Below are 26,090 nucleotides of genomic sequence, written 5' to 3'. Positions count from 1 at the left end.
GGAGGGTACCGCTTTTTCAATACGAAGACGCAGGGAGTGAATCATTTTGGCTGGCAGGTATGAACGAATCATGTTGAATCAGGTGGAGGCAACCATACTGGAATGGAGACAGCGGCCGTACATTACTGAACAGGAACTGATCCGTTACTTCGATCAGTTCCTTGAGACTGCCGACAAGTTTGAACGGACAGACGCAGCATCGTTCATCAGACACCGGCTCGAGAGGGTATTTGACCGCAAAATCAATAAGAAATGGTTTGAAGACGACTGGTTGCCGCATCTGTTGGATCTGAAGGGAGCGGTGTCCGGAGATCAGCCCTTATCCCCGCGCGAAGTAAGGCAGACAATGCAGAATGAGGCCGAATTGAAGATGAATGACTTGACTGTTCCGGATTTGCCTGTTGTACTGATTGTGGATCCGGATACCACGTATCAGACGGACATGAAGCAGCTGCTCGATCAGCACGCTGTGCAGACCGGGATCGCCCTCACTGTTCAGAAAGGGATCGAACTCCTTGATTCGATGAACCCGGCTCTGGTGATCGTTGATGAACAGATTTGTGAAGAAGCTGAGGAGACAGTTTGCAAAGAGGCGAGAGACCGGATCCTTTCCGAGTCAATCCCCCTTGTGATGACTATTCACGACGGAAAAGCTGAGCGAATAGCCGAGCTGTATGATTCAGGGGTACCGGACGTCCTGGTTAAGCCGTTTGACAAACGTGTCTTTGTTTCGCTGATCCAAAATCGGATCCGCATGAGCCGCATGGTAAAGGCACAAATCACGATGGATGACCTGACCGGTGCCTATAACCGGAATGCCATTGAAAGAGAACTGATAAAGCTCCATAAACGGCATGCAGCAGCGACCCTGAAGGGCTACAGTGTTGCCATGATCAGGACGGATTACCCTGAAACGAACAAAGATCCTTATGATTACCAGGTGAATGACCTGTTGTCGGTCAAACTTGTTGAAGCCATTATGAGAGAAAAGTGGAAACAGGACTTGATCGGTATGTATAAAGGCAAGTTTGTCCTTCTTTCACCTGAAGGAACGGAACAGGACGTAAAAGCCGTTCTTGACAGGGCGGAGGACACGTTTACGGCGCTTATTGACCAGGATGACGCATTACCTTCAGGTATGACGTTCTCAGCAGGTGTTGCCGAGGCGGGTGAAGAAGCGGAACCGCCGAAAAAGACGATCTTTCATGCGGAAAAAGCCCTCCGTTTGGCGAAACGGCGAGGCGGACGGACCATTTCTCTCTATTCAATGGAATCGAAGCAGGATCAGGTGAATGATGAGATCGTGCTTATCATTGTGGATGATGACCGTGTCGTCAGAGAGATGCTGACGCATCACTTTACGAAACGGAAAGTCATTGCGGGCCGTCCTCTGATGGTGAAAACCTACCCAGACGGGCTGTCTTTTGTCGAAGGCGACTGGTATGAAAAAGACCGGCAGTTCATCGTGCTTCTCGACGGGATTATGCCGAAGATGGACGGGATTGAAGCCCTGCAGCGGGTGCGCAATGAGTACGGCCAGTCCAACATCGTCATCTCCATGCTCACAGGAAGAAAGGGTGACAGGGAAGTGGCCCGTGCATTGTCACTCGGGGCCGATGATTATATGGTCAAGCCCTTTAACGTCAGAGAAGTCGGCGCAAGACTGGACCGGCTGTTTGAAAGGTTGAATGCACTATGATCATGGCGGCTCTCATGACAGCGGCGGTTCTCTTAGGGGTTCAACTCTTGGTGCTTGGTTACATTATTCAGAAAAAAACAAAAGAGAGACGATTTGAGGAAAAGGTGGAGCATCTCTTTTCGAAAAATTTGTCCGCCTATTTGTCCTATATAACCGGTGAACAGACTTATGAGCCAAGGCTTCCGAAATCGCAGGCGCTAAAAAGAGAAGTGCTCGAGCGACTGTTGAATGAAGTTGGTGGGAAGACGTCTGACCCCGATCAGCACGCGAGGATCCAGGACATTGCCGAACTGCATCTGTCAGAGGTTTACCGAAGAAGCCTTTTGAAAGATAAATGGGCTGACAGGGTGAATACCCTGTATTTTATCCAGGACTTCCATATGAAAAACCTGAATGACGCAGTCTGGGAACATCTTCAGAAACTGGAGCACAATGATGAAGAGTACCGGCAGGCACTGCGGGTGTTGGCCGGCTTTCAGGATGAACGGGTCGTGGATTTTCTTCTGTATGAGGACAGGCTATCCTTTGGCTTTGCCAAAGAGCTGATTCGCCGTGTCTCCACGGACTCACTCAGGCGTCTTGCTGAGAGATCCGGTGAAAGTCGTGAAGACGTACCTGCGGTGCTTGAAGAAGCATTCGTGATCCACTGCGGGGAGGCAGGTCTTTATGAATTCCTCCCATTCGTGGAATCGAAACTTGAGGATGACCGATTGGAAATGCGAATCAAGGCCTTTAAAAGCCTGTGCAATTATCAGTACATCTCTGATCCCTCGGTGATGCCGTCATTCTTCAATTCGTCTTATTGGGAAGAGCGGATGTATGCAGCGAGACTGGCGGGAATCATGAACCTTGAAGAGTTCATTGACTTTCTGAAGCATCTTGCCGGAGACAATGTATGGTGGGTCCGGTTCGCCGCATGTGAAGCGATTGGCATGTTCAATGATGGCGAATCTGTTTTAAGGGACATGGCCGAGAACCATGAAGACGGCTATGCAAGAGACATGGCATTACAGACGCTGACGATGAAGGGGGGGACAGGCCCATGTGGGATAATGTTTCAACGGTCATGGAGCTCCTCGCCTACGTGATCATTTTTTATATGATTGCCGTCGGTTCGACCTATATCCTACTCTTTATTATTGCCGGTCCCCGGATCAAAAAAGAGAGCACCCTGAACCGCACGGAACAGATCGAAGAGATCGCCGTCAATCAGGATACGTTCCCGGTTTCGATTCTCATTCCGGCTTATAATGAAGAGGTTGGCATCGTCTCAACCGTCCGGTCGATGATCGCCCTGAATTACCCGCAGTACGAAGTGATCGTCATTGATGACGGCTCGAAGGATGCAACAAGTGAAAAGGTCATCAAACAGTTTTCCATGAAGAAGATTGACCTTGCCATGCGGAAATATTTTGACACCGGAGAGGTTAAGCGTGCCTATCAGTCCGAACTGTACCCGCATATCTTTTTGGTTGTCAAAGAGAACGGAGGCAAGGCTGATGCGTTGAATGCGGGGATTAACTTTTCGAAGTATCCGTATTTTGCAGCGATTGACGGTGATTCGATTCTCGATCAGGATGCGCTCTTGAAGACGATGAAACCGATTATTGATTCAAACGGCAAAGTAACGGCAACTGGCGGAACCGTTCGAATTGCCAACGGTTCGAACATTGTGCACAGTCAGGTTGAGAAGGTCGGATTGCCCAAAGAACCGATCGTCCTGTTGCAGATCGTCGAATACTTTCGGGCTTTCCTCATTGGCAGGCTCGGCTTAAGCCGGATGAACATTCTTCTGATTATTTCCGGTGCATTCGGCGTCTTCGAGAAAAGCCGGGTCATTAAAGTCGGCGGTTATAATCCAAAGACAGTCGGTGAGGATATGGAACTGATCGTCAGAATGCACCGTTCGATCAAGGATGAGAAATCTGACCAGAGAATCGAATACATCCAGGATCCGGTTTGCTGGACAGAAGCTCCTGCCACGACGGCCATATTGCGATCACAGAGGAAGCGATGGCAGAGGGGGCTTGCTGAGACGCTGTGGACGCATAAGAAAATGATGCTCAATCCGAAATACAGGGGCATCGGCCTCTTTTCCATGCCTTACTATCTGTTTGTGGAACTATTGAGTGCGGTCTTTGAACTGATCGGGTATCTCGTCTTAATTCTCGGCGTGATTTTTTCCCTCATCTCCATCGAAATTGCCGCGGTGATGTTTGTGGTGACCGTCACCTACGGATCTTTACTGTCATCTCTGGCTATTCTGCTTGAAGAGATGACGTATCATAAATATCCGAATGCAAAAAGTCTTGTTGTGCTCTACCTTTGGGCATTGACCGAATCATTCTGGTACCGTCCTCTGATGGTGTACTGGCGCTGTGAGGGGCTTGTCATGACACTGAAGAAAAAGGCAGAATGGGGACAAATGACACGCAAGGGCATCTCCAAAGATGCCAATTGACCGGAGAGGTCAATACCATAACAAAAGCAAAAATCCGCATGGACGCCGGTTGAGCGTTCATGCGGATTTTTCAATGATTATTGATCAACCGTCCGGAAGAATTCCTGGACGATGTGATAGGAATCTTTCAGGCGTTCTTCATACTGAGGGAGGTCCCAGGTTTCCCACTCATAGCGGAAAACAGGCATCGAAGAGGCAACGGCCGTGTCATCTTCCATCAGCATCGCCACAAGGTCGATTCCGTCAATAAAAACAGATGCATCTGTGCCGTCTTCAAATACGTTACCCATAAACTCCCGTTGACTCGGATCTCTTGCATTTAAGAGCATCCACGGAATCCGGATCTCCAGAATGCCGGTTTCTTCACTGAAATAGTAATCAGAAAGCGAATCATGCTCCTCGTGAGCCGGATCTCCGATGCCAAATCGGAGTTCGCCTGCTTCATAAGCCTCAAACGGCAGGATCTCTTCAGTGTCCGGTCTCATCTGTTCACGGTTTAAGGCGAGTCGGATCGGATGAAATTCGGAATCGAGCGTAAGCAGCTCATCGGTGAAGCCGTCTTCGCTGTAATCATACAAAAAGGAATCATAGTTGCCGGCAATACGGATTGACGCATCGTCACGGCCGTCGATTGTCAGATGAAAATCAGCTTTCATTGTCTCATCACGAACCGGGAGTGTGACATCAATACCTTCATTCTCCCTCGTACTGACATACATCTCAAACTGATGATCATCCCAGAATGCGTTATCCATTTCACTGAATTCACTCTTGATATACAGATACCGTTCATCATGATCCACCGTCAGGTTCGTCATGCGGCCGTCCGGTCTGTCGATGATCGTTTGGCCGTCGGTCCAGTCATCGATACCGTTGACCTTTACTTTAAGCCGGTCAAAATTCAATAGCCCGAAGTGCTGCTCGTTCGTCTGGGCATTGGACCAGAACGGACGCCGGTCCGGATTGTCATAGTCCATTGTATTCCAGGTCCGTTTGAACCATTCATCCTGCCAGGTGAAGATCAGTCCGCCGAGCATACCGGTCTCCACAATGTCCTCATACAGCCGGATGAGAATCTCTCCTTGTTCCGTTTCTTCGATGAACCCCTGATTCCAGCCGAATGGATTACGGTGGGTCAGTCCTCTTGAAGCGGGAATGCCGAATTCCGCGACGAGAACCGGGATCTCGTGGGCGTCCTCCAAATCACGCAAATAGCCTGCGTAATTATTCGGTTCACCCCTGTGATCGATAAATTCGGTGTAGCTTTCTTCGATGTTCAGAAAATCCGGGTAATACGGATAAACGTGATACGAAGCGAACATACCGACTTCATCCGGTCCCTCTCTCAGACGGATCGTATTCGGATTGACAGTGGCCATATCTTCTTCGAGGTTCGGCTCTGCCGGCTGATCGATGTTGTCCGTTGTTACCCAGTTTGTGAAACTTAACGGCCTCATGCTTTCATATTCGTCGATTTCGTAATCCATCAGGAACTCAAACTGATCCGCCATCCATACTTCCATTGGCTCAGCGGATTCGGTAAAGACGAAGTCACCACTGTAATCACCGAGATCCGGATAGTCCTGAAGCATCTGATCGACCATGACCGGGTACCATTCGATGCCAAGTACCCATCCGATCACGTAAGGAGAGATGTCTCTCGAATAAATCCCGGAAGCATGACCAGGCTCAGGATTTACAACAGCGTTCCCGTGAATGACATCGACAATGGTTCGGATCTCCTCTTGAAATTCTTCTGTGATCTCTGGGGTGAAGGCATCGAGGGTTTCTTCGAGAGGCTCTTCGTCAATCCAGACCCCATGGAGCAGGTAGAGCGGTTCATCGGCTTCCTGGTTGTAATCATGGAGGGCTTCATAAAAGGCCGGCGGATGCAACGTGTAGTTCCGGATTACGTTGACATTGAGCTCACCGATCTGTTCGAACCAGCGGTCATATTCATCCCGGGTGATCGCCGCTTCTCCCGGGAAGACCCCGGGTTTGGCCATGCCCATGTTGATGCCTTTGAAGAGAAACGGCTCCCACTCTCCGTCCTTGTACACTTCGAAATCGGGGCCGTTCACCCTTGCCGGATAACGGATGCCGTCCTGATCTGCCTGGAGGACAGTCGTATCCTGAGGCTCACTCACCTCGTGACGATCTCCGCCGTTCTGAAACTGATCGAACAGGGTGATCATCATCGGGGCATAGGTGCGCCAGAAGAAACGGGTTTCCGCTTCAACGGCTCCGATGGAGAGGAGAGAGCGGATATTCGGATACCAGCTGTACTGATGGAAGGCGGGCATGTCCGGAACATCCGCATAGTCGCCGGCAAAGTAATACACCTGAGCATCGTTACGCTCATGGTGGAGAATCGCCGGAAACTGTGTCGGGATTCCGTACTCATCAAGCTTATCGATTCCCTGATCGTTTAATTCCCAGTCATAATAGGCAAGTACATCACCCGGGTGATCGTAAGCCAAAATGTCGAACCAGTAGGCATAATGCGGACTGTCCGGGAGCCCGAAAGCCTCTTGCCCCCGTTCTGTAAAGCTCACATGAATCGAAGGATCCGTCACATCCATGGCTTCTTCCGAGAGGATGACGATCTCTTCAGACAGATCGTTGATCAGGACAAAGCCTTCCCCTTCGTAACCCCAGTTGCCATACTGTTCCTCGTAGCGTGTGATCACCCAAAGCGGGATTTCTCCACCGTCCGCTTCGAGGTTGTTGAAATGCCGGCCGATCCAGCCATCCCAGTCCGCCCGAAGGAATTCAAGGACATCCTCCCGGACTCCAGCAGGGGTCGGGGAGGCGAAGCTGTTAAATTCCATAATCAGATCTGTCCCCTGCATCTCCACCGCAGCACGGATGGCGTCCCATTCCTGTCGCTCAAATCCGCCGTAGATCAGGTTTGGCGGACCTGGATTCTCCTCTTGGGTAAGATCAGTCCAAGGCAGATCTTCTTCATAGACGCCGTAAGTATCCGCGATATAAATTAGGTCGGTTTCGGCGTACTGATCGGGCAGATGCCGGATGTCGTAATGTTCCTCAGCTTCGTTGGGGAGAAACCCGTAGTAGTCCTCCACGACATCGTAGACGGTGCCGTCTTCTTTCGTATACCGCTCGTGATTCAACAGCCAGGTGAGACTGTGGTGTTCACGGTAAGATTCATCCGGAGCTGTTTTGTTGATGATTGACACGTGAAACACATCGTCATCACCCATAAACCAAACAACTGCAGGTGCAAACAGAAGGATCAGGAAAACAGCAATGGCGATGAATAGTTTTTTCATAAAAGAAGGGCCCCTTTTTTCAGACTGTTACCAGTCTTATCTTTTAACTTGATTATAGATGGAAAATGGTTGTATGAGAAGCATTTTATTGCAATCTTTTTTCTGGCGTCATTGCCTTGGTCGAACCTCAGATTCAAAAAAAACGGTATATCCACAGGGGTTTCATTTCATTCTTGCGTTCAGAGTAGTATAATGAAAGAGAAACCAAGACATTGTTTGGAAACTATCAGGTTCTGTGACTGTGTGAGGACATATCATATCGGAGGAGGATGCATGGATGGGGTTTCGCAAACGAAAACAGACATCAGCGACTGACAGCGAAGAACCGAAGCGGCAATTCGAGACCGTCACCGTGACGATCGAAGATGTCCGAAGAGCCGTGAACCGATTTGCGGAACGGAGTTCTGAAGAGATCCCTTTACGCACCATCATTCATACGAATAATGAAATTGATTTTGAACTATTGGCCGATGATCTGGGCGGTTTGCCGGATCAGCCCTTCTATATGTCGAGGGAGACGTACGAGGTCTTTGAAGAAGCGGAACTGCCCGGTTATATTGACCGCTGTCAGATTGCCGTGGACCAGTATGTACTTGAAACCGGCTCGGAACCGGTTATCCCCGGCGATCCGTCCCGGAAGGTCAACTTTCAAAAACTGAAGCATTATCTGTCGGAACCCCCCTCCTTTTGCCCTTTATTTGCATCCGTCTGACCGGATGGTCACACACCGCAAGCCTGTGTAGTGGAAAAGGAAGGAGTACCGCTGTGAATTTTCCTGTCGTAGGCAGCAATATTGAAGTACAGAGTTATAAACACAATGGTACGCTCCATCGCGTGTGGGAGGAAACCATCATTTTGAAAGGAACGTCTCAGGAGATTATCGGAGGCAACGACCGGATTCTCGTTCATGAATCAGACGGACGGTCATGGCGAACGAGAGAACCGGCAATTTGTTATTTCAGTGCCAATCACTGGTTCAATGTCATCGGCATGATTCGTGATGATGGCATGTACTATTACTGTAATCTGGGCACGCCGTTTACGTATGATGAAGAGGCACTGAAGTATATCGACTATGATTTGGATATCAAAGTGTTTCCGGATATGACGTTCAAACTGTTGGATGAAGATGAGTTCAGGATGCATAAGCGGCAGATGAACTATCCGCCGGAGATCGAAGTCATCATGAAGAAAGCAGTGGATGAACTGATTTCCTGGGTGGGTCAGCAAAAAGGCCCCTTTGAACCGGGATTTATTGAATACTGGTATGAGCGCTTTTTGCATTACCGGTAACGGGGAGAGGACTTAACAGGTCCTCTTTTCCTGTGTGAACATGAGAAACCGCTGCGAATGGCAGTGGCATGATACGTGATGATTTGGAGATGATGAACGTGGGCAGCGTCAGACGATACATGAGATACATAAAACCGTACTGGAAAGAGATCGCGATCACAGTGGTCGTGGGGATGTTGAAATTCGGGATTCCCCTCGTCATTCCGCTCATCATGAAGTATGTCATCGATGACATCATCGGTTCCGGTCAAATGACGACAGCAGAACAAATCAATGAACTGATCTGGCTCATGTCCATTGTGCTGGTCATTTTTATTGTGTTCCGACCGCCGATTGAATACTACCGGCAATATTTTGCCCAGTGGACGGGAAACAAGATCCTCTATGACATCCGCGATCAGCTCTTTCATCATCTGCAGAAGCTCAGTCTGCAGTTTTATGCGAACCGGAAGTCGGGAGAGGTGATCTCACGGGTCATTCACGACGTCGAACAGACGAAGAACTTCATCATCACCGGCATGATGAACATCTGGCTCGATCTTTTTACGATCGTCGTTGCCATCATTATTATGCTTACGATGGATCCGTGGCTCACGCTCATTGCCGTCTCGCTCATGCCGCTTTACGGCTTTGCGATAAAGTATTTCTATTCGCGACTCCGGATGCTCACAAGGGAGCGCTCGCAGGCGCTTGCCGAAGTACAGGGACATTTGCATGAACGGCTGCAGGGGATGAATGTCATCCGCAGCTTTGCCCTTGAGGATTACGAGCAGCAACAGTTCCAAAGACAGAACAATCATTTTCTCAATAAAGCCATTGACCATACGAAGTGGAATGCGAAGACCTTTGCCGTTGTCAACACGATTACGGATATTGCACCGGTCATGGTCATCGGGGTTGCCGGACTCCTCGTCATTCAGAACGGCATTAGCGTTGGGACGATGGTGGCGTTTGTGGCGTATATGGACCGGCTCTATAACCCGCTTCGCCGTCTCGTGAACTCATCGACGACGATCACCCAGTCGATTGCGTCCATGGACCGCGTCTTTGAGCTCGCCGACGAGACGTACGATATTGAAGACAAACCGGACGCCGTTCCGTACCGCTTTCCTAAGGGCGAAGTCATCTTTGAAGATGTGGCCTTTGCCTATCAGGACGGGGAAACGCTCTTACAGGACATGAATTTCCGCGTCGAGTCCGGACAGACCGTTGCCCTTGTCGGCATGAGCGGGGGAGGCAAGAGTACGATCATGAGCCTGATCCCGCGGTTTCATGATGTGACCGGGGGACGCATCCTCGTTGACGGTCGGGACGTCCGGGACTATCAAATGCGCTCACTGAGGGACCGGATCGGCATGGTCCTGCAGGACAACATCATCTTCAGTGATTCCGTCATGTTCAATATTCGCATGGGACGTCCGGATGCGACGGATGAAGAGGTGTACGAGGCAGCACGGGCCGCCAATGCCCATGATTTTATCATGAACCTGCCGTACGGCTATGAAACGAACATCGGAGAGCGCGGGGTGAAACTCTCAGGGGGACAGAAGCAGCGCGTCGCCATTGCCCGGGTCTTTTTGAAAAGCCCGGAGATCCTCATCTTTGATGAAGCGACAAGTTCCCTTGATCTTGAGAGCGAGAGCCTCATTCAGCAGTCTCTATTCCGACTCGCGGAAAACCGCACGACGTTTATCGTCGCCCACCGGCTTTCGACCATCACGCACTCGGACAAGATCCTCGTCATCGATCAGGGCCGGGTCGTTGAATCCGGGTCGCACGAAGAACTGATGAAGCAACAGGGACCTTACTATAACCTGTTTCAGGTGCAGAACCTGAACTGACAACCTGACGAGCAAGCAAAAGAAAAACCTGTGTCTGAAGGATCAACGGTCCTTCGGATACAGGTTATTTTGTATGCTTCAAGCTGTTTGCCGGAAGATGGCAATCGGATGTCATGAGATCGGCCAGAGTGTGGTAAAGTGAGAAAAGAAGCGTACATATACTGGAGGGGATGCCGTTGAGAAAAAGCAAGTTCATCATTTTTTATCTGACCTTATTGAGCGCGGTATTTTTGTTAAACGGGATGGATTTCTGGCGGGAAGGACAGAGCGCTTTGGCAATGACAGGGGTGCTGGGGTCGGTGCTGTCGCTACTCAGCCTGATTGGCTATATGAAGGGAAGAAAATGGCTCGTTTGGACAGGGATCGTCCTACTCTCGGCGTTTTCAATCTATATCATCGGGGCCCTCGTATGGACATTCACGGTGGGGGTTGCCACGGTTTTCTCTGCAGGACTGTTTTTGTCGCTGGTTACAGCAAATGTTTTAAGCGTGATGAAGTTAAAAGAACAGACCGGCTGACTCAGATTGAATGAAAGGGAACGGACCTAAAAAAGTCGACCAACGTCCAATGATCGTGGCGTCGGTCGACTTTTTTTGGTGGTTTCCGTCGATTTAATAATCACTGCGTTCTTTAATAAAGACTTCATTGTCCTCTGTGTGGTAATTATAAAAGCGGTCAACGAGGCGATCGAGGTATTCAATGTCATCACAGTACTCAATGACCTGTGCGACGACAGGGAGGAAGGTCATCCAGTCGGTCTCTTCGAAATCCGAGTCATTCCTGGTTTTTAAAAAGCCCGTCATCAGCACTTTTTTCCCGGAAGACACCTCTTCATAATAGTCTTCGGTGGCATGGGGTTTGACCTTGCCCGCATATTTCAGAAGAATCCGCTCGTGGTAGTTGGTAATGTCGTCGAGCTGAAGCCTTAGCGTCTGGGCCATGTCTTCAGGAAGCTGGTGAATCAGGTTATCGTTCATCGTCAGGTTCTCTAGTATGCGGTGGGCCTGTCTGGTTGAACGGATCATCTGTCTGAACAGGACGACTTTTCGCAAGGTGGCATACTCCTGTTTACGGAAGATGCCCCGCTCATCCTTATAGAGGAGATACGTCTCATCAATCTTGTTCAGCTGATCCCGCTGTTTTTTGAGATCCTCTTTCAGTGTGCGGTAATCGACCTCGTGGTGAAGGAGAAGCCGAATCCACTGAATGATGTCGTCATTAACGTCGGTGATCTTGTGGTACAGCTGATTCTCATGCTTCGGCGGAAGGAACACAAGGTTCACCGCAAAGGCGGAGAAAACGCCGATCATGATGAGGAGAAAGCGGTTAAAGGCAAGCTCCATGAAATCCGTTGTCGGGCTGCCCATAATAATAATCGCAGTCACAACGGCAAGAGGGATAATCGCTTCTTTCTTCAGCTGGATGTGAATCGCAATGATTAACAGGACGACCGCACCGACGACAAACGGTTCCTGGCCGAAGGCGAGAACGAATACAACGGCAAGAATGGCACTTAACACATTGGCCTGAACCTGATCCCAAATAAGCGTCAGACTTTTTCGGACCGAAGGCTGAACGGCGAAGAACGCGGCCAGCGCAGCGAACGCGGGTGACTGAAAATCGAGCCAGCCTGCCACATACAGAGCAAGGGTGACGGAAAGTCCTGTTTTGAAAATACGGGCTCCTAGCCTCATTGTTGGTCAAAATCCTTTCACGAAATCCGATAATGGTTGTCAACTATCTACAATACACCGGATTTGCTTGAATTTCAATACCATGGGAAAACCCCCGGCCGTTTGGCCGGAGGTTCAGATGCATGATGGTTATTCTGTGGAAACGGCAGGATCAGCCTGCTGTTTCTCAGGCACAACCTGCATGAAGTGCTGTTCCGGATCTTTCAGAAGCTCCTGAACATAGGCGGCTTCTTCAGCCTGTCCGATTGCTTCAAGCTCCTTTTTGTAGAGGCGGAGAAGTTCGGTCACATCATCGAGACCCTTATCGTTCAGCTTCTCAATGACCACTTTCGCCCCTTTGGCAACACGGCTGTTCAGGGTTTCCTCGTCAAGCCCGACAGACGGGTCATGGCGGAGGTAGACGACCCCGCCGGTCATACCGGCAGCCATCCACGGTCCAGGGTCACCCATGACAAGGCCGCGGCCGTTCGTCATGTATTCAAAGGCGAACCCTTTCATGTTGGCGTGAATACCGAGGTTATAATGCTTGTTCTTTTCAATCGGGGACGTGACGCGTCCGCCGAAGATCATGTCAGCGCCGCTCAAACGGATCCCGGCACGGGAGTCGGCATTCCCCTGAATGATGAACGTCCCGCGCTGGGCACCGTAGCCGGCCCCTTTTCCGACGGAACCGTTAATCAGCTGTCCGTTGCCGCCCTTCGCTTTGAAGATCTTGAAGGAACCGCCGAAGGAGGTCTTTCCGACCCCGTCCTGGGCACCTCCGGTGATGGAGATATTAACCCCTTCACTGTTGTAGGCGCCGAGTCCGTTCCCTGGAATCGAGCCTTTTGAATAGGTCAGATTCACTTCCGGCAGCTCACGATACGAGCCGTCAAGCTTATTGCGGACGCGGTGGCAGGACACGCGGCTTCCGAGGATGCGCTGTTCTGCCGTGACGGATTCGAATGTGCGTGATTCCGTCAGCTCGCTTGCCTTTGCGTCGAGGTAGTCGAATTCTGCCCCTGCGGCGACGGCAAGTTCCTGTTCCTGCGGCACTTCCTGGGCCTGCGGCGGATCGAACGGTGTCAGCTCCTGCTCAGGCAGGGTGGCAAGGAGGCTTTCAAGATCCATCTGATCGAAGCCGCGAACCTGCTCAAGGAGGTCAGAGCGGCCGACCATATCCTGGGTGCGTTCGAAACCGAGTGAAGCGGTAATGCGTTTCAGTTCTTCACCGAAAGCACCGAACATCGTTGTCAGGCCGGATACGGCCATGTCATATTCACGGGGCACGAACCGGCGGAGGCCGTGTTCTTTCGCCTGTGCTTCCGATTCAATCTGGGTGGCAATCCCGACGTGACACGTGTCAAGGTGACAGCCGCGGCAAGCGGTACAGCCGACGGCAATCATCGAGAGCGTACCAAAGCCGATGCGGTTCGCACCGAGCAGCATAAGTTTCGCGGCATCGAGGGCACTCTTCACGCCGCCGTCAGCCCAAATCTCCACTTTATGCCGAAGACCGGATTCAAGGAGGGCGAAATGAGCCGCCTTGACACCGATTTCCGCAGGGAGTCCAACATGCTGCAGGGCATGGACACGTGCAGCACCTGTTCCGCCGTCAAAGCCGGAGAGGGTGATGAAATCAGCCCCAGCCTTGGCAATACCGACGGCGATGGTCCCGATATTCGGCACGATCGGCACTTTCACGCATACTTTTGCCTGATCATTGGCGGTTTTGATTTCCGTGACCATCTGAGCGAGATCCTCGATGGAATAGATGTCGTGGTTATTTGACGGTGAAATCAGGTCAGAACCGGTTGTCGCATTACGCGCAGCGGCGACTTTATCCGTCACCTTCGAGCCCGGGAGGTGTCCGCCTTCACCAGGCTTCGCACCCTGACCGATCTTGATTTCAAGCAGGTTGGTCGAGTTGACGAGCTCCACATTGACACCGAAACGGCCGGATGCGATCTGTTGACCGCGGGTGTTCGGGTATTTGCCGAGCATGTCTTTAATCTCGCCGCCTTCTCCGTTGAAGCTGATCATATTCAATCGGTCCGCCGCTTCCGCATAAGCGCGGAACGCCGTCTCATTTTGAGAACCGAAGGACATGGAGCTGATGATGAAAGGCATATCATGTTTGCCAACCTTCGTCGAAACGTTCTCCGGCTTCACGTTTGATTCGAGCTTCTTAAGCGCGGTCAGGTGACGGATCGTCGTCGGGTTCTTGTCTTCCTGTTCGGCAATTTTCTCACCGAATTCTTCATAATTGATGGCACCTGAGGCCACATCACCAAGGGCTTTCCAGATACGTGGGAAGACGTGGAAGGTCTTGCCCGGGCGTGCTTTCTCCGCTTCATAATCGGCTTTTCGCTCAGCACCTTCTGCCTTCATGGCCTCGAAGTTGTAGCCGAGTTTTTTGCTGCCGAGGAAGTTCACGATGTTCAGCGTGTCTTCAATGTCTTCATGGAGCCCCATCGAGGAGAAGAGGCGTCCGTAACCGCGGAGCTCGTGGATCCCGATGGTGGAGATGATTTTCTCAAGCCCTTTATTCAGCGCTTCAAACAGCTTCACCGCAGGCGTGCCGTCTTCGTCGATCGCTGTTGAGAACATGATGTGCGGCAGTACGAGATCGGCGCCGAGACCGAAGATGACGGCGATATCATGGAGACTGCGGATGCTGCCGGACCGGATGATAAGTGAACAGTCGCGGCGGTGACGGGATTTCGTCAGTCCCTGATCCACGGCGGAGACCGCGAGATGCGGATCGAGCCAGTATGCATCTTCTTCGTGCATCCCCTGATCGTCAAGAAGCACCAGCGACTTGTTCGATTCAATCGCTTCCTGTGCTTCACTGACGAGTCTCGCGAGTGCTTCTTCTATGCTTTCGTCTTCGTAGCGGACGGCTTGGAGACGGATGAATTCTTTCGAGCTTGAGAACGTATCAATCACCGATTCGAGTGACGGGTGACGATGTTCCTTTTGGATGGCTTCTCCTGCAATGCCTTCGGCGATAACGGGTGAGTCAAGCTCGATTACCGTGCGAATATCCGATTTGGCAAAGAGACTCGGACGGCGTCCGATAATGACACGCGTCGAGAAATGTTCCATTTCACGGTCACGGTCAATGGCCGGATTGGTGACGACGGCGACGCTCTCCTTAATAAAGTCGGCGACGTTCTTACGGCCGGGGTGCATCGCTGCGAGCGGTGTATCGTGACCGAGTGAGCGAATCGGTTCAACCCCTTTATCCGCCATCTGTTCAATCAGCTGAATATGTTCACGGTCCCAGCCGTTAGCGGCATAGACAGACGGATTCAATGTCTGAGTGAAGACGTTCAGGCCGGATTTTGCCGGCTGCTTCGTTTCAAGGCGGGAGCCTGTGCCTGATACGTGAAGCCGTTCTGAGAAGGATTGAAGGACATCCTGCTGCAGATCGTCATACCAGTAGACCTCAGCCGTTCCTTCGTCGTTTCGGCGAAGGGCCACTTTCTCACCCGGTGCGAACGGCTTTGGTTCACGGTAATACTGATCCGTTGTGAAAATCCCCTGTTCAGATCCGAAGATGAAGCTCGTTTCGGTCTCGAGCATCCATACCGGACGAAGGCCAAGGGAATCGACACTGAAAACCATCTCGTCACCTGCGCGGGAGATGATCCCTGCAGGCCCCTGGGCAAAGTGGCCCCATGCTTCACGAAGATACGTATACAGATCCTTCAGCTCATCCGGATAGTGCTTCATTTCGTTAATGATCGGCGGGAAGATGACTTCCATCGCTTCAAAAAGGGACAGCCCGTGTGTTGATACGAGTGTATCAAGAATCCGGTTCAGGTCCTGGGAATCACTGCCGCCGTCGACGAGGGGCACGTCAATCATGCGCGCTTCATCACGAAGCTTGGCGATCGTATTGATCTCCCCGTTGTGGCCGATGACGCTGAACGGCTGGACACGGAAAAAGTTGGACAGCGTATTGGTTGAATAACGGTTATGGCCGAGTGTCACGGTAGAAGCCACGTCTTCATCGGCGAGATCCGGGAAGTACTTCGGCAGGATGTCGCCGGCGCCCATGACTTTGTAAACCGCACTCTCATGGCTCAGTGAAGCCACGTGCACGTCGGTGTTTTCTTCGAACTTGATCGTGAGGTCAAACAGCTTGGCACGAAGCGTCCGGCTGTCCATGCCGTCGGCTGTCAGGGCGACCTGCCAAAAGACCGGTTCGGCCTGGAGCGCGATCGGACCGAGGGCGTTTCGTCTTGTTTCATTGGTACTTTCAAAGATCAGATTCAGACCATTCTGTTTGAATGCATCCTTCATTTCTTGTTGGTATTTACCTGTCTCATCCGTTTCATTGATAAATAAATGCCCAACAACAAACGATGACGACTGCGCGCTCTTGGCATCTGCACCGGCGCTGGTCAGTTTTTTCTCCCACAATGCTCTCGGGATATCCATCTGAATACCGACACCGTCCCCTTCATGGTTTATAAAGCCGGCACGGTGGTTCATTTTCAATAAGGCATCGATGGTCTGATCGATGTTTGCTTTCGTTGGAACGCGTTCTTTCTCGATAAAGGCAACAATTCCACAACTGTCATGTTCCTGTTTCAGTGCACCGCGAAAACGCTGGAGTTCTTTTTTCAGTTCAGTCATATGCATGGTCAATTGCTGACCTCCACCTCCTGTGAATGATAAGGCAATCCTGTCTGTCGGGCCCGGGTGACGATGGGCATGGCAGATTATCTGACGCCAACGGACATACGTATACCGGGAAAACAGAATTGTCAGAATTGTAATCAACTTTATCATGCCGACATAGTGAAATCAATTAATTATGCAATTTAAAGCATATCTATTTCAGATGGTTTTTCGGAAAAGGTGCCGTTTGTGAGATTGATTCAGTATTAATGCGCTTACATAAGGGTGTACAAGTGAAAACGCCCACCGAAGGATCGGCGGGCGTTTTATAGATGTGGATATTTATGCGAAATTGTGATTGGAACATACACGGCGCACAGCTTCGATCGTCTCATCGATGTCCGCATCGGTGTGGGCGGTGGTCAAAAACCAGGCCTCGTATTTTGAAGGGGCCAGGTTGATGCCTTCCTCGAGCATGGCTTTAAAAAAGCGTGCGAATTTGTCGCCGTTCGACCGTTCGGCGTCGTCATAATTTGTCACGTGGTCCACATCGAAATAGACCGTCATAGCGCCTTTCAGTCGGTTGATGATGGCGGGGATCTGGTACTCGTCAATTACGGACTGAATCCCGTTTTCCAGCCTTTCTCCAAGCCTGTCGAGTTCCTCGTATACCCCCGGTTCTTCGAGTACTTCAAGGCAGGCGATTCCCGCACGGATCGAAGCCGGATTTCCGGCCATGGTCCCGGCCTGATATGTCGGACCAAGGGGGGCGACGGATTCCATAATCGCACGGTTTCCTCCGTACGCCCCAATCGGCAGGCCGCCGCCGATGATTTTGCCCATGGCTGTCAGGTCGGGTTTGATGCCGAGAAGGTCCTGGGCGCCGCCGTACATAAAGCGAAAAGCGGTGATGACTTCATCGTAGATCACAAGGGAGCCGTTCTCATGGGTCAAGTCGTTGACCGCCTGTAAAAAGCCCGGTTCCGGCTCCACAATGCCGAAGTTGCCGACAATCGGTTCGACGAGAACGCAGGCGATTTCGTCTTTCCAGTGGTCAATGGCCTCTTTAAATGCGTCGAGATTATTGAACGGAACCGTAATGACTTCAGAGGCGATATTCTTTGTGACCCCGGCAGAGTCAGGGCTTCCCAACGTTGCAGGGCCGGATCCGGCAGCGACGAGGACGAGGTCCGAATGGCCGTGATAGCAGCCGGCGAACTTAATGACCTTATCGCGGCCGGTATAGCCTCTTGCAACCCGGATCGTGGTCATGACGGCCTCCGTCCCTGAATTAACAAAGCGGACGCGCTCAAGCGAAGGGATGGCGTCTCTCAGTTTATTTGCGAAGTGATTCTCGTAAACGGTCGGTGTGCCGTAGAGGACACCGTCCTCAGCCGCATCCTGGATCGCCTTTGTCACGTGCGGGTGCGCGTGACCGGTGATGATCGGGCCGTAAGCCTGGAGGTAATCGATGTATTCATTGTTGTCTTCATCGATAAACCGGGAACCTTTCGCCTTTTTCATGAAGACCGGCGTACCTCCTCCAACGCCTTTGTAGGAGCGTGACGGGGAATTGACCCCGCCGAGAATGACGTCTTCGGCTTCTTTAAATAATGCAATGGAACGTTCGTGATTCATTATGTAATCCTCCTGACATGACTGTGATACGTATCCTGTTCATTGTATCACAGGAGCGTACATTTTAAAGAGTGCCTGCACGGCGCTTCTGCGAATCAGTTGCAAGCTGTTCGGGTTTTCGCTATTCTGAAAGTCAACCGTATACACGGCTATGCATAAACGAAGGGAGCGTTTCGAGATGAGTCTGACAAAAGGCGATCAGGTCCCTCAAGTGCCGGTCACGTCAACGACCGGTGAGGCAGTGACTCTCGATCAGTACAAAGGCAAGTATGTGGTCCTTTACTTTTATCCGAAAGACATGACCCCGGGGTGCACGACGGAAGCGTGTGATTTTCGTGATCATCACGAACAGTTTCAGGAGCTTGACGCGGTCATCCTTGGAGTGAGTCCGGATCCGGTAAAGCGCCATGAATCGTTTATCAATAAGCATGAACTTCCGTTTGAACTGTTGGCGGACGAAGAGAATGAGCTTGCGGAAGCCTTTGGAACCTGGAAATTGAAAAAGAACTTCGGCAAGGAATACATGGGCATTGAACGTTCCACATTTCTGATTGATCCTGAAGGGACGATCATTGAAGAGTGGCGCAAGGTGAAAGTGAAAGGGCACGTGGAAGAGGCCCTGCAGCATTTGCGGAGTCTGGTGTCCTGACAGGAAGCAAACAAAGCCGGCACTCCCGTATAAGGAGGCCGGCTTTGTTGCTTAATTGCCTGTATACACGTGATCAAAGATGCGGATGCCCATCTCTTCTGCGAGCGTCCGTTCGACAGCTGCGCGGTCATCGGATTCTGCGACGATTCCTTCTTCATTGACGATGATGAAATAAGGGAGTTCGTCGATGCCCATCAGCCTCGCCGTGTTGCTGTCGGTGTCGCTGATAAAACGATAATTCAAAGTAATCCCCTCATCTAGATAGAGGGAATAGGCATACTGCCGGAGGAACTGCTGGTCATAATCGGAGATGTCATCAAACAGCCAGTACAGATAAGCGTCACCGCCGTCAGGAAGATTGTAATACAGATAGTCTTCCATGCGGTAAGGATGAATGGTAATCGACAGTGCCTTTTCAACTGGCAGGAATTCAGGGGTCCAGCTGACGTGAGCGGGGAGATTGAGCCTCTCTGCTTCGAAGGATTTGCCGAATGTGACCGTCATGGACTGATTCGGATAGTCAAATGCAGCGCGTCCATTGTCCGGATCGAGGGGTTCAAGATCACCTTCTCCGTTTTCTTTGTACCAGTCCGTGTCAGGGCTCAGTTCAAGCCAGTAGGCTTCAGCCTGATAGTCTTCTCGCTCAGAACCGAACGTGTGATCATACCTGAAATGGCTGCCTCCGAGAGAATCATCCACGAAGAACGGCAAGAGTCCGTGAATTTCGACCCCGGCAAAGTGAGCGGGGTACTTCCCGGTTACAGCGACGGTTTCTTCCTCACTGTTCTCTTCCTGCGAACACCCCGCTGTGGCAGTGAGCAGGAGTAACGTAACGAGCCAAGCAATCCGTTTCATCGCCTTCGACCTCTTTTCTCTTCATTTACTGTCTTCTCATTATGCCCAACGGGTGACTCTTTGGTAAACTGATAAGTATCAGAAACGGAAAGCAGGTGCAGCCGTGAAGCAATTTATGCCTTTACTGCTCATTGCCGCGATCATCGGCGGCGCGTTTTGGCTGTTTCAGGATGAGTACGAACCGCCGTTTGATCCGCTTTATGAAGACGCTGCGGTCAACGAGGACTGGCGGGTGGTGTTTTTTCTCGAGCCGGAAGATGACACGCTCACCATTGGTGCATGGCTCGAATGGATCAGTGAGGACAGAGACGCAGAGGATCTTGAGAAACTGGAATTTTTCGTGAATCACGGGACAGGGAGCTTTTTTTATCAGGATCTAAATGTGGAAGAAGCGGAGGAAGAGCTGATTTATCAGAAACGCTGTGATGGATGCCTCTCTCCTTCAGGACGGCTTGAGGCTTCCATGATGATCAACTGGCAGGCCGGGGGAGAAACGGGCTCGGATTTTCATCATTTTGTGCTGCCGGATATTGACGTGGCATTATACGAAGACTACATCGGGGAGTGAACAGAGGTATGTTAATTATCAGTACAATTCATATCAGGCGCGATATCAGAGAGCGGTTAACGGGGGATTACCCCGAGCATGAATTCCGCTTCCACAAATCCATTACGGAAGCGGAGGGCGATCTTTCAAATGCGGAGGTGATCATTACGTACGGCATGGATCTTGAAGCGAAGCATATCGACATAGCAGAGCGGCTCAAATGGCTGAATGTGATCTCTGCCGGTGTGGATCAGCTGCCGTTTGAAGCCATCCGGGGCCGTGATATTCTCGTTACGAACGCGAAGGGGATCCATGCTATTCAAATGGCCGAATATACGATTGCCATGATGCTGCAGGTTGCCAGGGAGACGAAGACGCTGATTCAGAACGAAGCGGGGCGTAAGTGGGAACGCAAGCTGCCGATCCGCGAACTGTACGGCCATACCGCAGCCATTCTCGGCACGGGTGCGATCGGAACAGAGATTGCGCGCCGAACGAAGGCATTCGGGATGAGGACGATTGGCTTTAACCGGAGCGGCAGAGAGGCGGATCAGTTCGACAGGATTTATACCATTGATCACCTTAAGGATCAGATCTGCGGGATTGATTATCTGATCTCTGTTCTTCCGAAGACCGATGAGACAGACGGTATGTTAAACAAAGAGGTGTTCAATAATATAAAGTCTTCGGCGGTGCTCATTAATATAGGGCGTGGCAACGTCATTCAGGAAACGGATCTCCTGACAGCCCTTCAGGACGGAGCCTTTACTCACGCGGTTCTCGATGTCTTTAATGAGGAACCGTTGCCTCAAGACCACCCGTTTTGGCTCGAAGAGCGGATCACCGTGACCCCGCATATGTCGGGGCTGTCTCCTGAGTATCAGCCCCGCGCCATGGATCAGTTCGATATCAATATGAAGAAGTGGGAACAAGGAGAGACGGATTTCCTTAACAGGGTTGACCCGGATAAAGGATACTAACGGGCGGGTGAGTGTGCTATAATCGAGCAAATGAATGGATGACAGGTGAGCGGTTTGCCTGTATAAATGAGGTGACGACGATGAAACTGTTGATGGCGGTTGTGCATAATCACTACCGGGCTCCCATGGAAAAGGGGCTCGGGGAACACGGATACAGAATGACCGAGCTTTCGAGCTCCGGCAGTTTCCGCAGGCGCGGGAACACGACGTTCCTGATTGGTGTGGAAGAAGAGGATATCGAGCGGGTGAAGGCGCGGATGAAGGAAATTTGCCTTCATGTGGAAGAGGGGAAAGGTCCCCCTAAATATGTCAGCAGCCGCTTTGTCGTATTCTCAATGGATGCAGCCAATGCGCATGTATTTGCGAATTTCCCGAAGGCGTAATGGAGATGTGAATACTTCGTGAACCTTTTTGAACAAAAGGCTACAGGGATGGTGTAATCATTGACATCTTCATGCCCCGTTCTGTATACTGATTATAAAAGTTACAATGTGAGAATGTTTCCTTCGAAAGGATACAGTCTGTCTCCGCTCAATAAGGGACGCATTTAAAAGGGGTGAAGAAAATGGGAAGCCATCATGATCATTTACAAGAAGCACTTGATTCCCTGAAAGAAACAAGAATCAGATTAACACCGCAGCGTCATGCGATTTTGGAGTATCTCTTCAGTGCGCCGTCACATCCGACAGCTGATGAAATCTACAAAGCGCTTGAATCAAAGTTTCCGAATATGAGTGTTGCCACGGTGTATAATAACCTGCGCGTATTTAAAGAAGTGGGCCTTGTCCGCGAATTGACGTACGGTGATTCGAGCAGCCGTTTCGACAGCAATATGTCGGATCACTACCATATTATCTGTCAGGACTGCGGCAAGATCGTCGACTTTCACTATCCGGGTCTGAACGAAGTCGAGACCCTTGCGGAGCACGTGACTGGTTTTGACGTAGGCGATCACCGCCTTGAAGTATACGGATCCTGTCCCGACTGTCAAAAGGCAAAGAAACACTGATTTTGATCCAAATAAAGACCGGAGCCATCGCGGCTTCGGTCTTTTTGTCTGCTTTTTTTTGAGAGCTGTCACTGATCTTTGGGGCCACCTTCAAAGTGCTTCACTTTGTTATACTCTTCGTCGAAGTCTTTTCCTTCAAGTGTTTTGTCGAGCGTCAACGGTTCATCGCAGTGCATGCAGGCGTCGACCCGTCCGAGGATTTTGGTCTGCTTTTCGCATGTCGGGCATGTGACGATGACGGCCCGTGATGAAAGCATGCCGATCCAAAAATAGACGACGGAGCTTCCGATGACAGCCAGGAAACCGAGGAGCATAAAGATCGTCATGATGAGCTGGCTGGTTTGAAAGAAGAGTCCGACATACATAATAATGATGCCGCCGAATACCATCATGAGTGCAAATGTGCGGATCCGGTTTATTTTATTTGAATATTTCACTGCCATGTAAATCCCTCCTGTACGTTAAAAAGTATAGCATAAGTGCGGAGGAACTGTCTGAAATTGAATATAAAAAAGGAATTTCGGATTTTTTGTCGAAACAGTAAAACTAGAGAAAGAATATCCTGAAAACGAATCATGCAAAGGCAGGAGTGAAGCATATAATGGAAAGCTTTTTAAGAGAACTGTATCAGGACCAGACTTCCGACGGGAATACACTCGGAATCATAAAAGTGGACAAACGGGAACGCAAAGATGCGAATACGGACTATTTTGATCATGTACTGTTCGTGATCCTCAAGGATCGGGAGCAGGGATGGGAAGTGAAACATTACGAATCGGAGGGAATCAAGGCGGCGATGCATCTCGTGACCGAGCGGCAGCTCAATGACTGGCTGTTAAACATGTCAAACCGCCGCGTGGTGGATTGGCTTTTTAATGGTCGGATTGTGTTTGACCGTAATGGCTATGTGAAATCGTTTCGGGAGAAAATGAATCATTTTCCGGAAGAAGAACGGCTGTTAAAAATCGGCGTGGAGTTTTCGAAGCTGATTCGCCGCTACACGGACGGAAAAACGTTGTTTTATTCCGGGGATTATCTGGACGCCTATAATCATATTATTCACGCCCTTCATCATCTGGCTCGTCTGTCGGTGATTGAACACGGGTTTTATCCTGAGGTAACCGTCTGGCAGCAGGTCAAAGAAATCGAACCTGAAATACATAAGCTTTATTCGGAACTGACGAATGGAAGCGAAGCGATTGAAAAGCGTCTTGAGCTCCTTCTGATTGCCAATGAATTTGAGGTGTCCCGTAAAACGGAACTCGGCAGCCGTCATCTTCTTCAATTGATGGAGAAGCGTGATGAACCGTGGAGCATTCAGGAGCTGAAGGGTGAAGTCGGGATTCGCGAATACTCCCTTGATCTTGGGATCATGATTGAGTTCCTCGTAGATAAGGGTGTCATTGATATTCAAAAGGTTGAAACGAAAGGCAAACAGGTCTATCATCGCCGCTATATGTATCGTGGAAAATCGTAAGCCGTTCAGAACCCGCGAAATTGTTTGCGGGTTTTTTCTTTTTGGTCTTGAAAGAACGAAACAGCCGTGATATATTATAAATCGTCGCTGAACACGAGCGGCGCCTAAGAAAACTTTTTCGAAAAAGTAATTGACTTTGATTTCGAAAGAGTGCTATGATTATGAAGTCGCCAAAAACAGCGACGCAAGATGTTGACCTTTGAAAACTAAACAAAAACCAAGCAAAAAAAGTGGGATATATGAATAAGATATCCCGTCAATTAAAATCCAGTGTTTTCATCGATACTGGTATGATGCTAGCGCATCAAACTCAACTTTATTGGAGAGTTTGATCCTGGCTCAGGACGAACGCTGGCGGCATGCCTAATACATGCAAGTCGAGCGCAGGAAGCTTTCTGAAGCCTTCGGGTGGACGGAAGTGGAATGAGCGGCGGACGGGTGAGTAACACGTGGGCAACCTGCCCTGCAGACCGGGACAACCTCGTGAAAATGAGGCTAATACCGGATGACCATTGGCACCGCATGGTGCCGATGTAAAAGAGGGGATTCGTCCTCTCACTGCAGGATGGGCCCGCGGCGCATTAGCTAGTTGGTGAGGTAAGGGCTCACCAAGGCGACGATGCGTAGCCGACCTGAGAGGGTGATCGGCCACACTGGGACTGAGACACGGCCCAGACTCCTACGGGAGGCAGCAGTAGGGAATCATCCGCAATGGGCGAAAGCCTGACGGTGCAATGCCGCGTGAACGATGAAGGTTCTCGGATCGTAAAGTTCTGTTATGAGGGAAGAACAAGTGCCGTTTGAATAAGGCGGCACCTTGACGGTACCTCACGAGAAAGCCCCGGCTAACTACGTGCCAGCAGCCGCGGTAATACGTAGGGGGCAAGCGTTGTCCGGAATTATTGGGCGTAAAGCGCGCGCAGGCGGTCTCTTAAGTCTGATGTGAAAGCCCACGGCTCAACCGTGGAGGGTCATTGGAAACTGGGAGACTTGAGTGTAAGAGAGGAAAGTGGAATTCCACGTGTAGCGGTGAAATGCGTAGATATGTGGAGGAACACCAGTGGCGAAGGCGACTTTCTGGCTTACAACTGACGCTGAGGCGCGAAAGCGTGGGGAGCAAACAGGATTAGATACCCTGGTAGTCCACGCCGTAAACGATGAGTGCTAGGTGTTAGGGGTTTCGATACCCTTAGTGCCGAAGTTAACACATTAAGCACTCCGCCTGGGGAGTACGGCCGCAAGGCTGAAACTCAAAGGAATTGACGGGGGCCCGCACAAGCAGTGGAGCATGTGGTTTAATTCGAAGCAACGCGAAGAACCTTACCAGGTCTTGACATCCTCTGAACATCCAGGAGACTGGACTTTCCCCTTCGGGGGACAGAGTGACAGGTGGTGCATGGTTGTCGTCAGCTCGTGTCGTGAGATGTTGGGTTAAGTCCCGCAACGAGCGCAACCCCTGATCTTAGTTGCCAGCATTCAGTTGGGCACTCTAAGGTGACTGCCGGTGATAAACCGGAGGAAGGTGGGGATGACGTCAAATCATCATGCCCCTTATGACCTGGGCTACACACGTGCTACAATGGATGGTACAATGGGTTGCGAAGCCGCGAGGTGAAGCCAATCCCATAAAGCCATTCTCAGTTCGGATTGCAGGCTGCAACTCGCCTGCATGAAGCCGGAATTGCTAGTAATCGCGGATCAGCATGCCGCGGTGAATACGTTCCCGGGCCTTGTACACACCGCCCGTCACACCACGAGAGTTTGTAACACCCGAAGTCGGTGAGGTAACCTTTTGGAGCCAGCCGCCGAAGGTGGGACAGATGATTGGGGTGAAGTCGTAACAAGGTATCCGTACCGGAAGGTGCGGATGGATCACCTCCTTTCTAAGGAGACTTGCTGGAAACCTCCGGTTTTCAGATAAGCTCAACCTTTTTACTTTTGCCTCTGGTTTTTTGTTTAGTTTTGAAGGGTTAAACACTCTTCAGGTTTTTGTGACCTTTGAAAACTGAATAACGAAATGACGAAACATCATGAATCACCGGT

At 50.7% G+C, this 26,090-nt stretch carries 19 protein-coding genes and 1 rRNA gene; 14 read left to right on the top strand and 6 right to left on the bottom strand.

What is annotated here, in order from left to right; all coding sequences use genetic code 11:
* Window positions 1–46: 46 nt before the first annotated feature.
* From BSEL_RS13910 to BSEL_RS13900, 3 genes are read left to right on the top strand one after another with little or no spacing between them, the layout of a single operon-like run.
* Window positions 47–1,699: a response regulator gene (locus BSEL_RS13910; RefSeq protein ID WP_041581977.1), complete on the top strand. Its 1,653-nt coding sequence runs from the start codon at window positions 47–49 to the stop codon at window positions 1,697–1,699.
* On the top strand, window positions 1,696–2,787 hold the full coding sequence (locus tag BSEL_RS13905) for a HEAT repeat domain-containing protein (protein WP_013173642.1): 1,092 nt from the start codon (window positions 1,696–1,698) through the stop codon (window positions 2,785–2,787). Before BSEL_RS13910 ends, BSEL_RS13905 begins: the two co-directional genes overlap by 4 nt.
* The gene (locus BSEL_RS13900) at window positions 2,742–4,160 is read left to right on the top strand and encodes a glycosyltransferase family 2 protein (RefSeq protein ID WP_013173641.1); all 1,419 of its coding nucleotides are present in this window, start codon (window positions 2,742–2,744) and stop codon (window positions 4,158–4,160) included. Before BSEL_RS13905 ends, BSEL_RS13900 begins: the two co-directional genes overlap by 46 nt.
* A gap of 77 nt (window positions 4,161–4,237) precedes the next feature.
* Here the strand turns inward: BSEL_RS13900 and BSEL_RS13895 are convergent, their stop codons facing one another.
* The gene (locus BSEL_RS13895; RefSeq protein WP_013173640.1) at window positions 4,238–7,453 is read right to left on the bottom strand and encodes a hypothetical protein; all 3,216 of its coding nucleotides are present in this window, start codon (window positions 7,451–7,453) and stop codon (window positions 4,238–4,240) included.
* Window positions 7,454–7,730: 277 nt separating this feature from the next.
* On the opposite strand from BSEL_RS13895, the gene BSEL_RS13890 reads away from it, so the two are divergent.
* The 4 genes from BSEL_RS13890 to BSEL_RS13875 all read left to right on the top strand — a co-directional run bounded on the left by BSEL_RS13890 (window position 7,731) and on the right by BSEL_RS13875 (window position 11,105).
* Entirely contained in the window at window positions 7,731–8,165 is a 435-nt protein-coding gene (locus BSEL_RS13890; protein ID WP_013173639.1) for a DUF3939 domain-containing protein, read from the top strand.
* A 53-nt stretch (window positions 8,166–8,218) separates the two neighbouring features.
* On the top strand, window positions 8,219–8,746 hold the full coding sequence (ntdP, locus tag BSEL_RS13885) for a nucleoside tri-diphosphate phosphatase (RefSeq protein ID WP_013173638.1): 528 nt from the start codon (window positions 8,219–8,221) through the stop codon (window positions 8,744–8,746).
* Between the two features lie 89 nt (window positions 8,747–8,835).
* Complete coding sequence (locus BSEL_RS13880; RefSeq protein ID WP_155522749.1) at window positions 8,836–10,587, top strand: ABC transporter ATP-binding protein; 1,752 nt, start codon at window positions 8,836–8,838, stop codon at window positions 10,585–10,587.
* Between the two features lie 176 nt (window positions 10,588–10,763).
* The gene (locus BSEL_RS13875; protein ID WP_013173636.1) at window positions 10,764–11,105 is read left to right on the top strand and encodes a hypothetical protein; all 342 of its coding nucleotides are present in this window, start codon (window positions 10,764–10,766) and stop codon (window positions 11,103–11,105) included.
* A 93-nt stretch (window positions 11,106–11,198) separates the two neighbouring features.
* Here the strand turns inward: BSEL_RS13875 and BSEL_RS13870 are convergent, their stop codons facing one another.
* The 3 genes from BSEL_RS13870 to BSEL_RS13860 form a co-directional block, all read right to left on the bottom strand.
* On the bottom strand, window positions 11,199–12,281 hold the full coding sequence (locus BSEL_RS13870; protein WP_013173635.1) for an FUSC family protein: 1,083 nt from the start codon (window positions 12,279–12,281) through the stop codon (window positions 11,199–11,201).
* Between the two features lie 129 nt (window positions 12,282–12,410).
* Window positions 12,411–16,913 (bottom strand): glutamate synthase-related protein, encoded by a 4,503-nt coding sequence (locus tag BSEL_RS13865; RefSeq protein ID WP_232970533.1) that lies wholly within the window; start codon window positions 16,911–16,913, stop codon window positions 12,411–12,413.
* A 321-nt stretch (window positions 16,914–17,234) separates the two neighbouring features.
* A complete protein-coding gene (locus BSEL_RS13860; RefSeq protein WP_013173633.1) occupies window positions 17,235–18,530 on the bottom strand; it encodes a glutamate-1-semialdehyde 2,1-aminomutase in 1,296 nt (431 codons plus the stop codon).
* Window positions 18,531–18,708: 178 nt separating this feature from the next.
* On the opposite strand from BSEL_RS13860, the gene bcp reads away from it, so the two are divergent.
* On the top strand, window positions 18,709–19,179 hold the full coding sequence (gene bcp, locus BSEL_RS13855) for a thioredoxin-dependent thiol peroxidase (RefSeq protein WP_013173632.1): 471 nt from the start codon (window positions 18,709–18,711) through the stop codon (window positions 19,177–19,179).
* Window positions 19,180–19,230: 51 nt separating this feature from the next.
* On the opposite strand, the gene BSEL_RS13850 is transcribed toward bcp, so the two are convergent.
* On the bottom strand, window positions 19,231–20,034 hold the full coding sequence (locus tag BSEL_RS13850; protein WP_013173631.1) for a hypothetical protein: 804 nt from the start codon (window positions 20,032–20,034) through the stop codon (window positions 19,231–19,233).
* A gap of 103 nt (window positions 20,035–20,137) precedes the next feature.
* Here BSEL_RS13850 and BSEL_RS13845 point away from each other — a divergent pair, with 103 nt between their 5' ends.
* The 4 genes from BSEL_RS13845 to perR all read left to right on the top strand — a co-directional run bounded on the left by BSEL_RS13845 (window position 20,138) and on the right by perR (window position 22,570).
* Window positions 20,138–20,602 (top strand): hypothetical protein, encoded by a 465-nt coding sequence (locus BSEL_RS13845; protein ID WP_013173630.1) that lies wholly within the window; start codon window positions 20,138–20,140, stop codon window positions 20,600–20,602.
* An 8-nt stretch (window positions 20,603–20,610) separates the two neighbouring features.
* Window positions 20,611–21,561, top strand: coding sequence for a D-2-hydroxyacid dehydrogenase (locus tag BSEL_RS13840; protein ID WP_013173629.1), 951 nt, complete (start codon window positions 20,611–20,613; stop codon window positions 21,559–21,561).
* A gap of 11 nt (window positions 21,562–21,572) precedes the next feature.
* Window positions 21,573–21,944: a cyclic-di-AMP receptor gene (locus tag BSEL_RS13835; protein WP_232970465.1), complete on the top strand. Its 372-nt coding sequence runs from the start codon at window positions 21,573–21,575 to the stop codon at window positions 21,942–21,944.
* Window positions 21,945–22,126: 182 nt separating this feature from the next.
* Window positions 22,127–22,570 carry a peroxide-responsive transcriptional repressor PerR gene (gene perR / locus BSEL_RS13830; protein ID WP_013173627.1) on the top strand — a complete coding sequence of 148 codons (444 nt, stop codon included), beginning with the start codon at window positions 22,127–22,129 and terminating at the stop codon, window positions 22,568–22,570.
* Window positions 22,571–22,638: 68 nt separating this feature from the next.
* Here the strand turns inward: perR and BSEL_RS13825 are convergent, their stop codons facing one another.
* A complete protein-coding gene (locus BSEL_RS13825) occupies window positions 22,639–23,013 on the bottom strand; it encodes a YgzB family protein (RefSeq protein ID WP_013173626.1) in 375 nt (124 codons plus the stop codon).
* A gap of 158 nt (window positions 23,014–23,171) precedes the next feature.
* On the opposite strand from BSEL_RS13825, the gene BSEL_RS13820 reads away from it, so the two are divergent.
* Together BSEL_RS13820 and BSEL_RS13815 are read left to right on the top strand one after the other, a co-directional pair.
* Window positions 23,172–24,047: a nucleotidyltransferase-like protein gene (locus BSEL_RS13820; protein ID WP_013173625.1), complete on the top strand. Its 876-nt coding sequence runs from the start codon at window positions 23,172–23,174 to the stop codon at window positions 24,045–24,047.
* Window positions 24,048–24,363: 316 nt separating this feature from the next.
* Window positions 24,364–25,930: ribosomal RNA gene (locus BSEL_RS13815) — 16S ribosomal RNA — on the top strand.
* Window positions 25,931–26,090 lie beyond the last annotated feature (160 nt).

This window comes from [Bacillus] selenitireducens MLS10 (assembly GCF_000093085.1).
Lineage (GTDB): Bacteria > Bacillota > Bacilli > Bacillales > Salisediminibacteriaceae > Salisediminibacterium > Salisediminibacterium selenitireducens.
The sequence above is the reverse complement of the archived record's forward strand: the minus strand, read 5'-3'. Positions and strand labels throughout refer to the sequence as shown.

Bases quoted from the DNA above. Each gene is read 5' to 3' on its own strand.
- bcp (WP_013173632.1), top strand. From the start codon at position 18,709: ATGAGTCTGACAAAAGGCGATCAGGTCCCTCAAGTGCCGGTCACGTCA.
- BSEL_RS13895 (WP_013173640.1), bottom strand. From the start codon at position 7,453: ATGAAAAAACTATTCATCGCCATTGCTGTTTTCCTGATCCTTCTGTTT.
- BSEL_RS13870 (WP_013173635.1), bottom strand. From the start codon at position 12,281: ATGAGGCTAGGAGCCCGTATTTTCAAAACAGGACTTTCCGTCACCCTT.
- BSEL_RS13850 (WP_013173631.1), bottom strand. From the start codon at position 20,034: ATGAAACGGATTGCTTGGCTCGTTACGTTACTCCTGCTCACTGCCACA.
- BSEL_RS13900 (WP_013173641.1), top strand. From the start codon at position 2,742: ATGTGGGATAATGTTTCAACGGTCATGGAGCTCCTCGCCTACGTGATC.
- BSEL_RS13880 (WP_155522749.1), top strand. From the start codon at position 8,836: ATGATGAACGTGGGCAGCGTCAGACGATACATGAGATACATAAAACCG.
- perR (WP_013173627.1), top strand. From the start codon at position 22,127: ATGGGAAGCCATCATGATCATTTACAAGAAGCACTTGATTCCCTGAAA.
- BSEL_RS13890 (WP_013173639.1), top strand. From the start codon at position 7,731: ATGGGGTTTCGCAAACGAAAACAGACATCAGCGACTGACAGCGAAGAA.
- BSEL_RS13865 (WP_232970533.1), bottom strand. From the start codon at position 16,913: ATGCATATGACTGAACTGAAAAAAGAACTCCAGCGTTTTCGCGGTGCA.
- BSEL_RS13825 (WP_013173626.1), bottom strand. From the start codon at position 23,013: ATGGCAGTGAAATATTCAAATAAAATAAACCGGATCCGCACATTTGCA.
- BSEL_RS13820 (WP_013173625.1), top strand. From the start codon at position 23,172: ATGGAAAGCTTTTTAAGAGAACTGTATCAGGACCAGACTTCCGACGGG.
- BSEL_RS13840 (WP_013173629.1), top strand. From the start codon at position 20,611: ATGTTAATTATCAGTACAATTCATATCAGGCGCGATATCAGAGAGCGG.
- BSEL_RS13905 (WP_013173642.1), top strand. From the start codon at position 1,696: ATGATCATGGCGGCTCTCATGACAGCGGCGGTTCTCTTAGGGGTTCAA.
- BSEL_RS13860 (WP_013173633.1), bottom strand. From the start codon at position 18,530: ATGAATCACGAACGTTCCATTGCATTATTTAAAGAAGCCGAAGACGTC.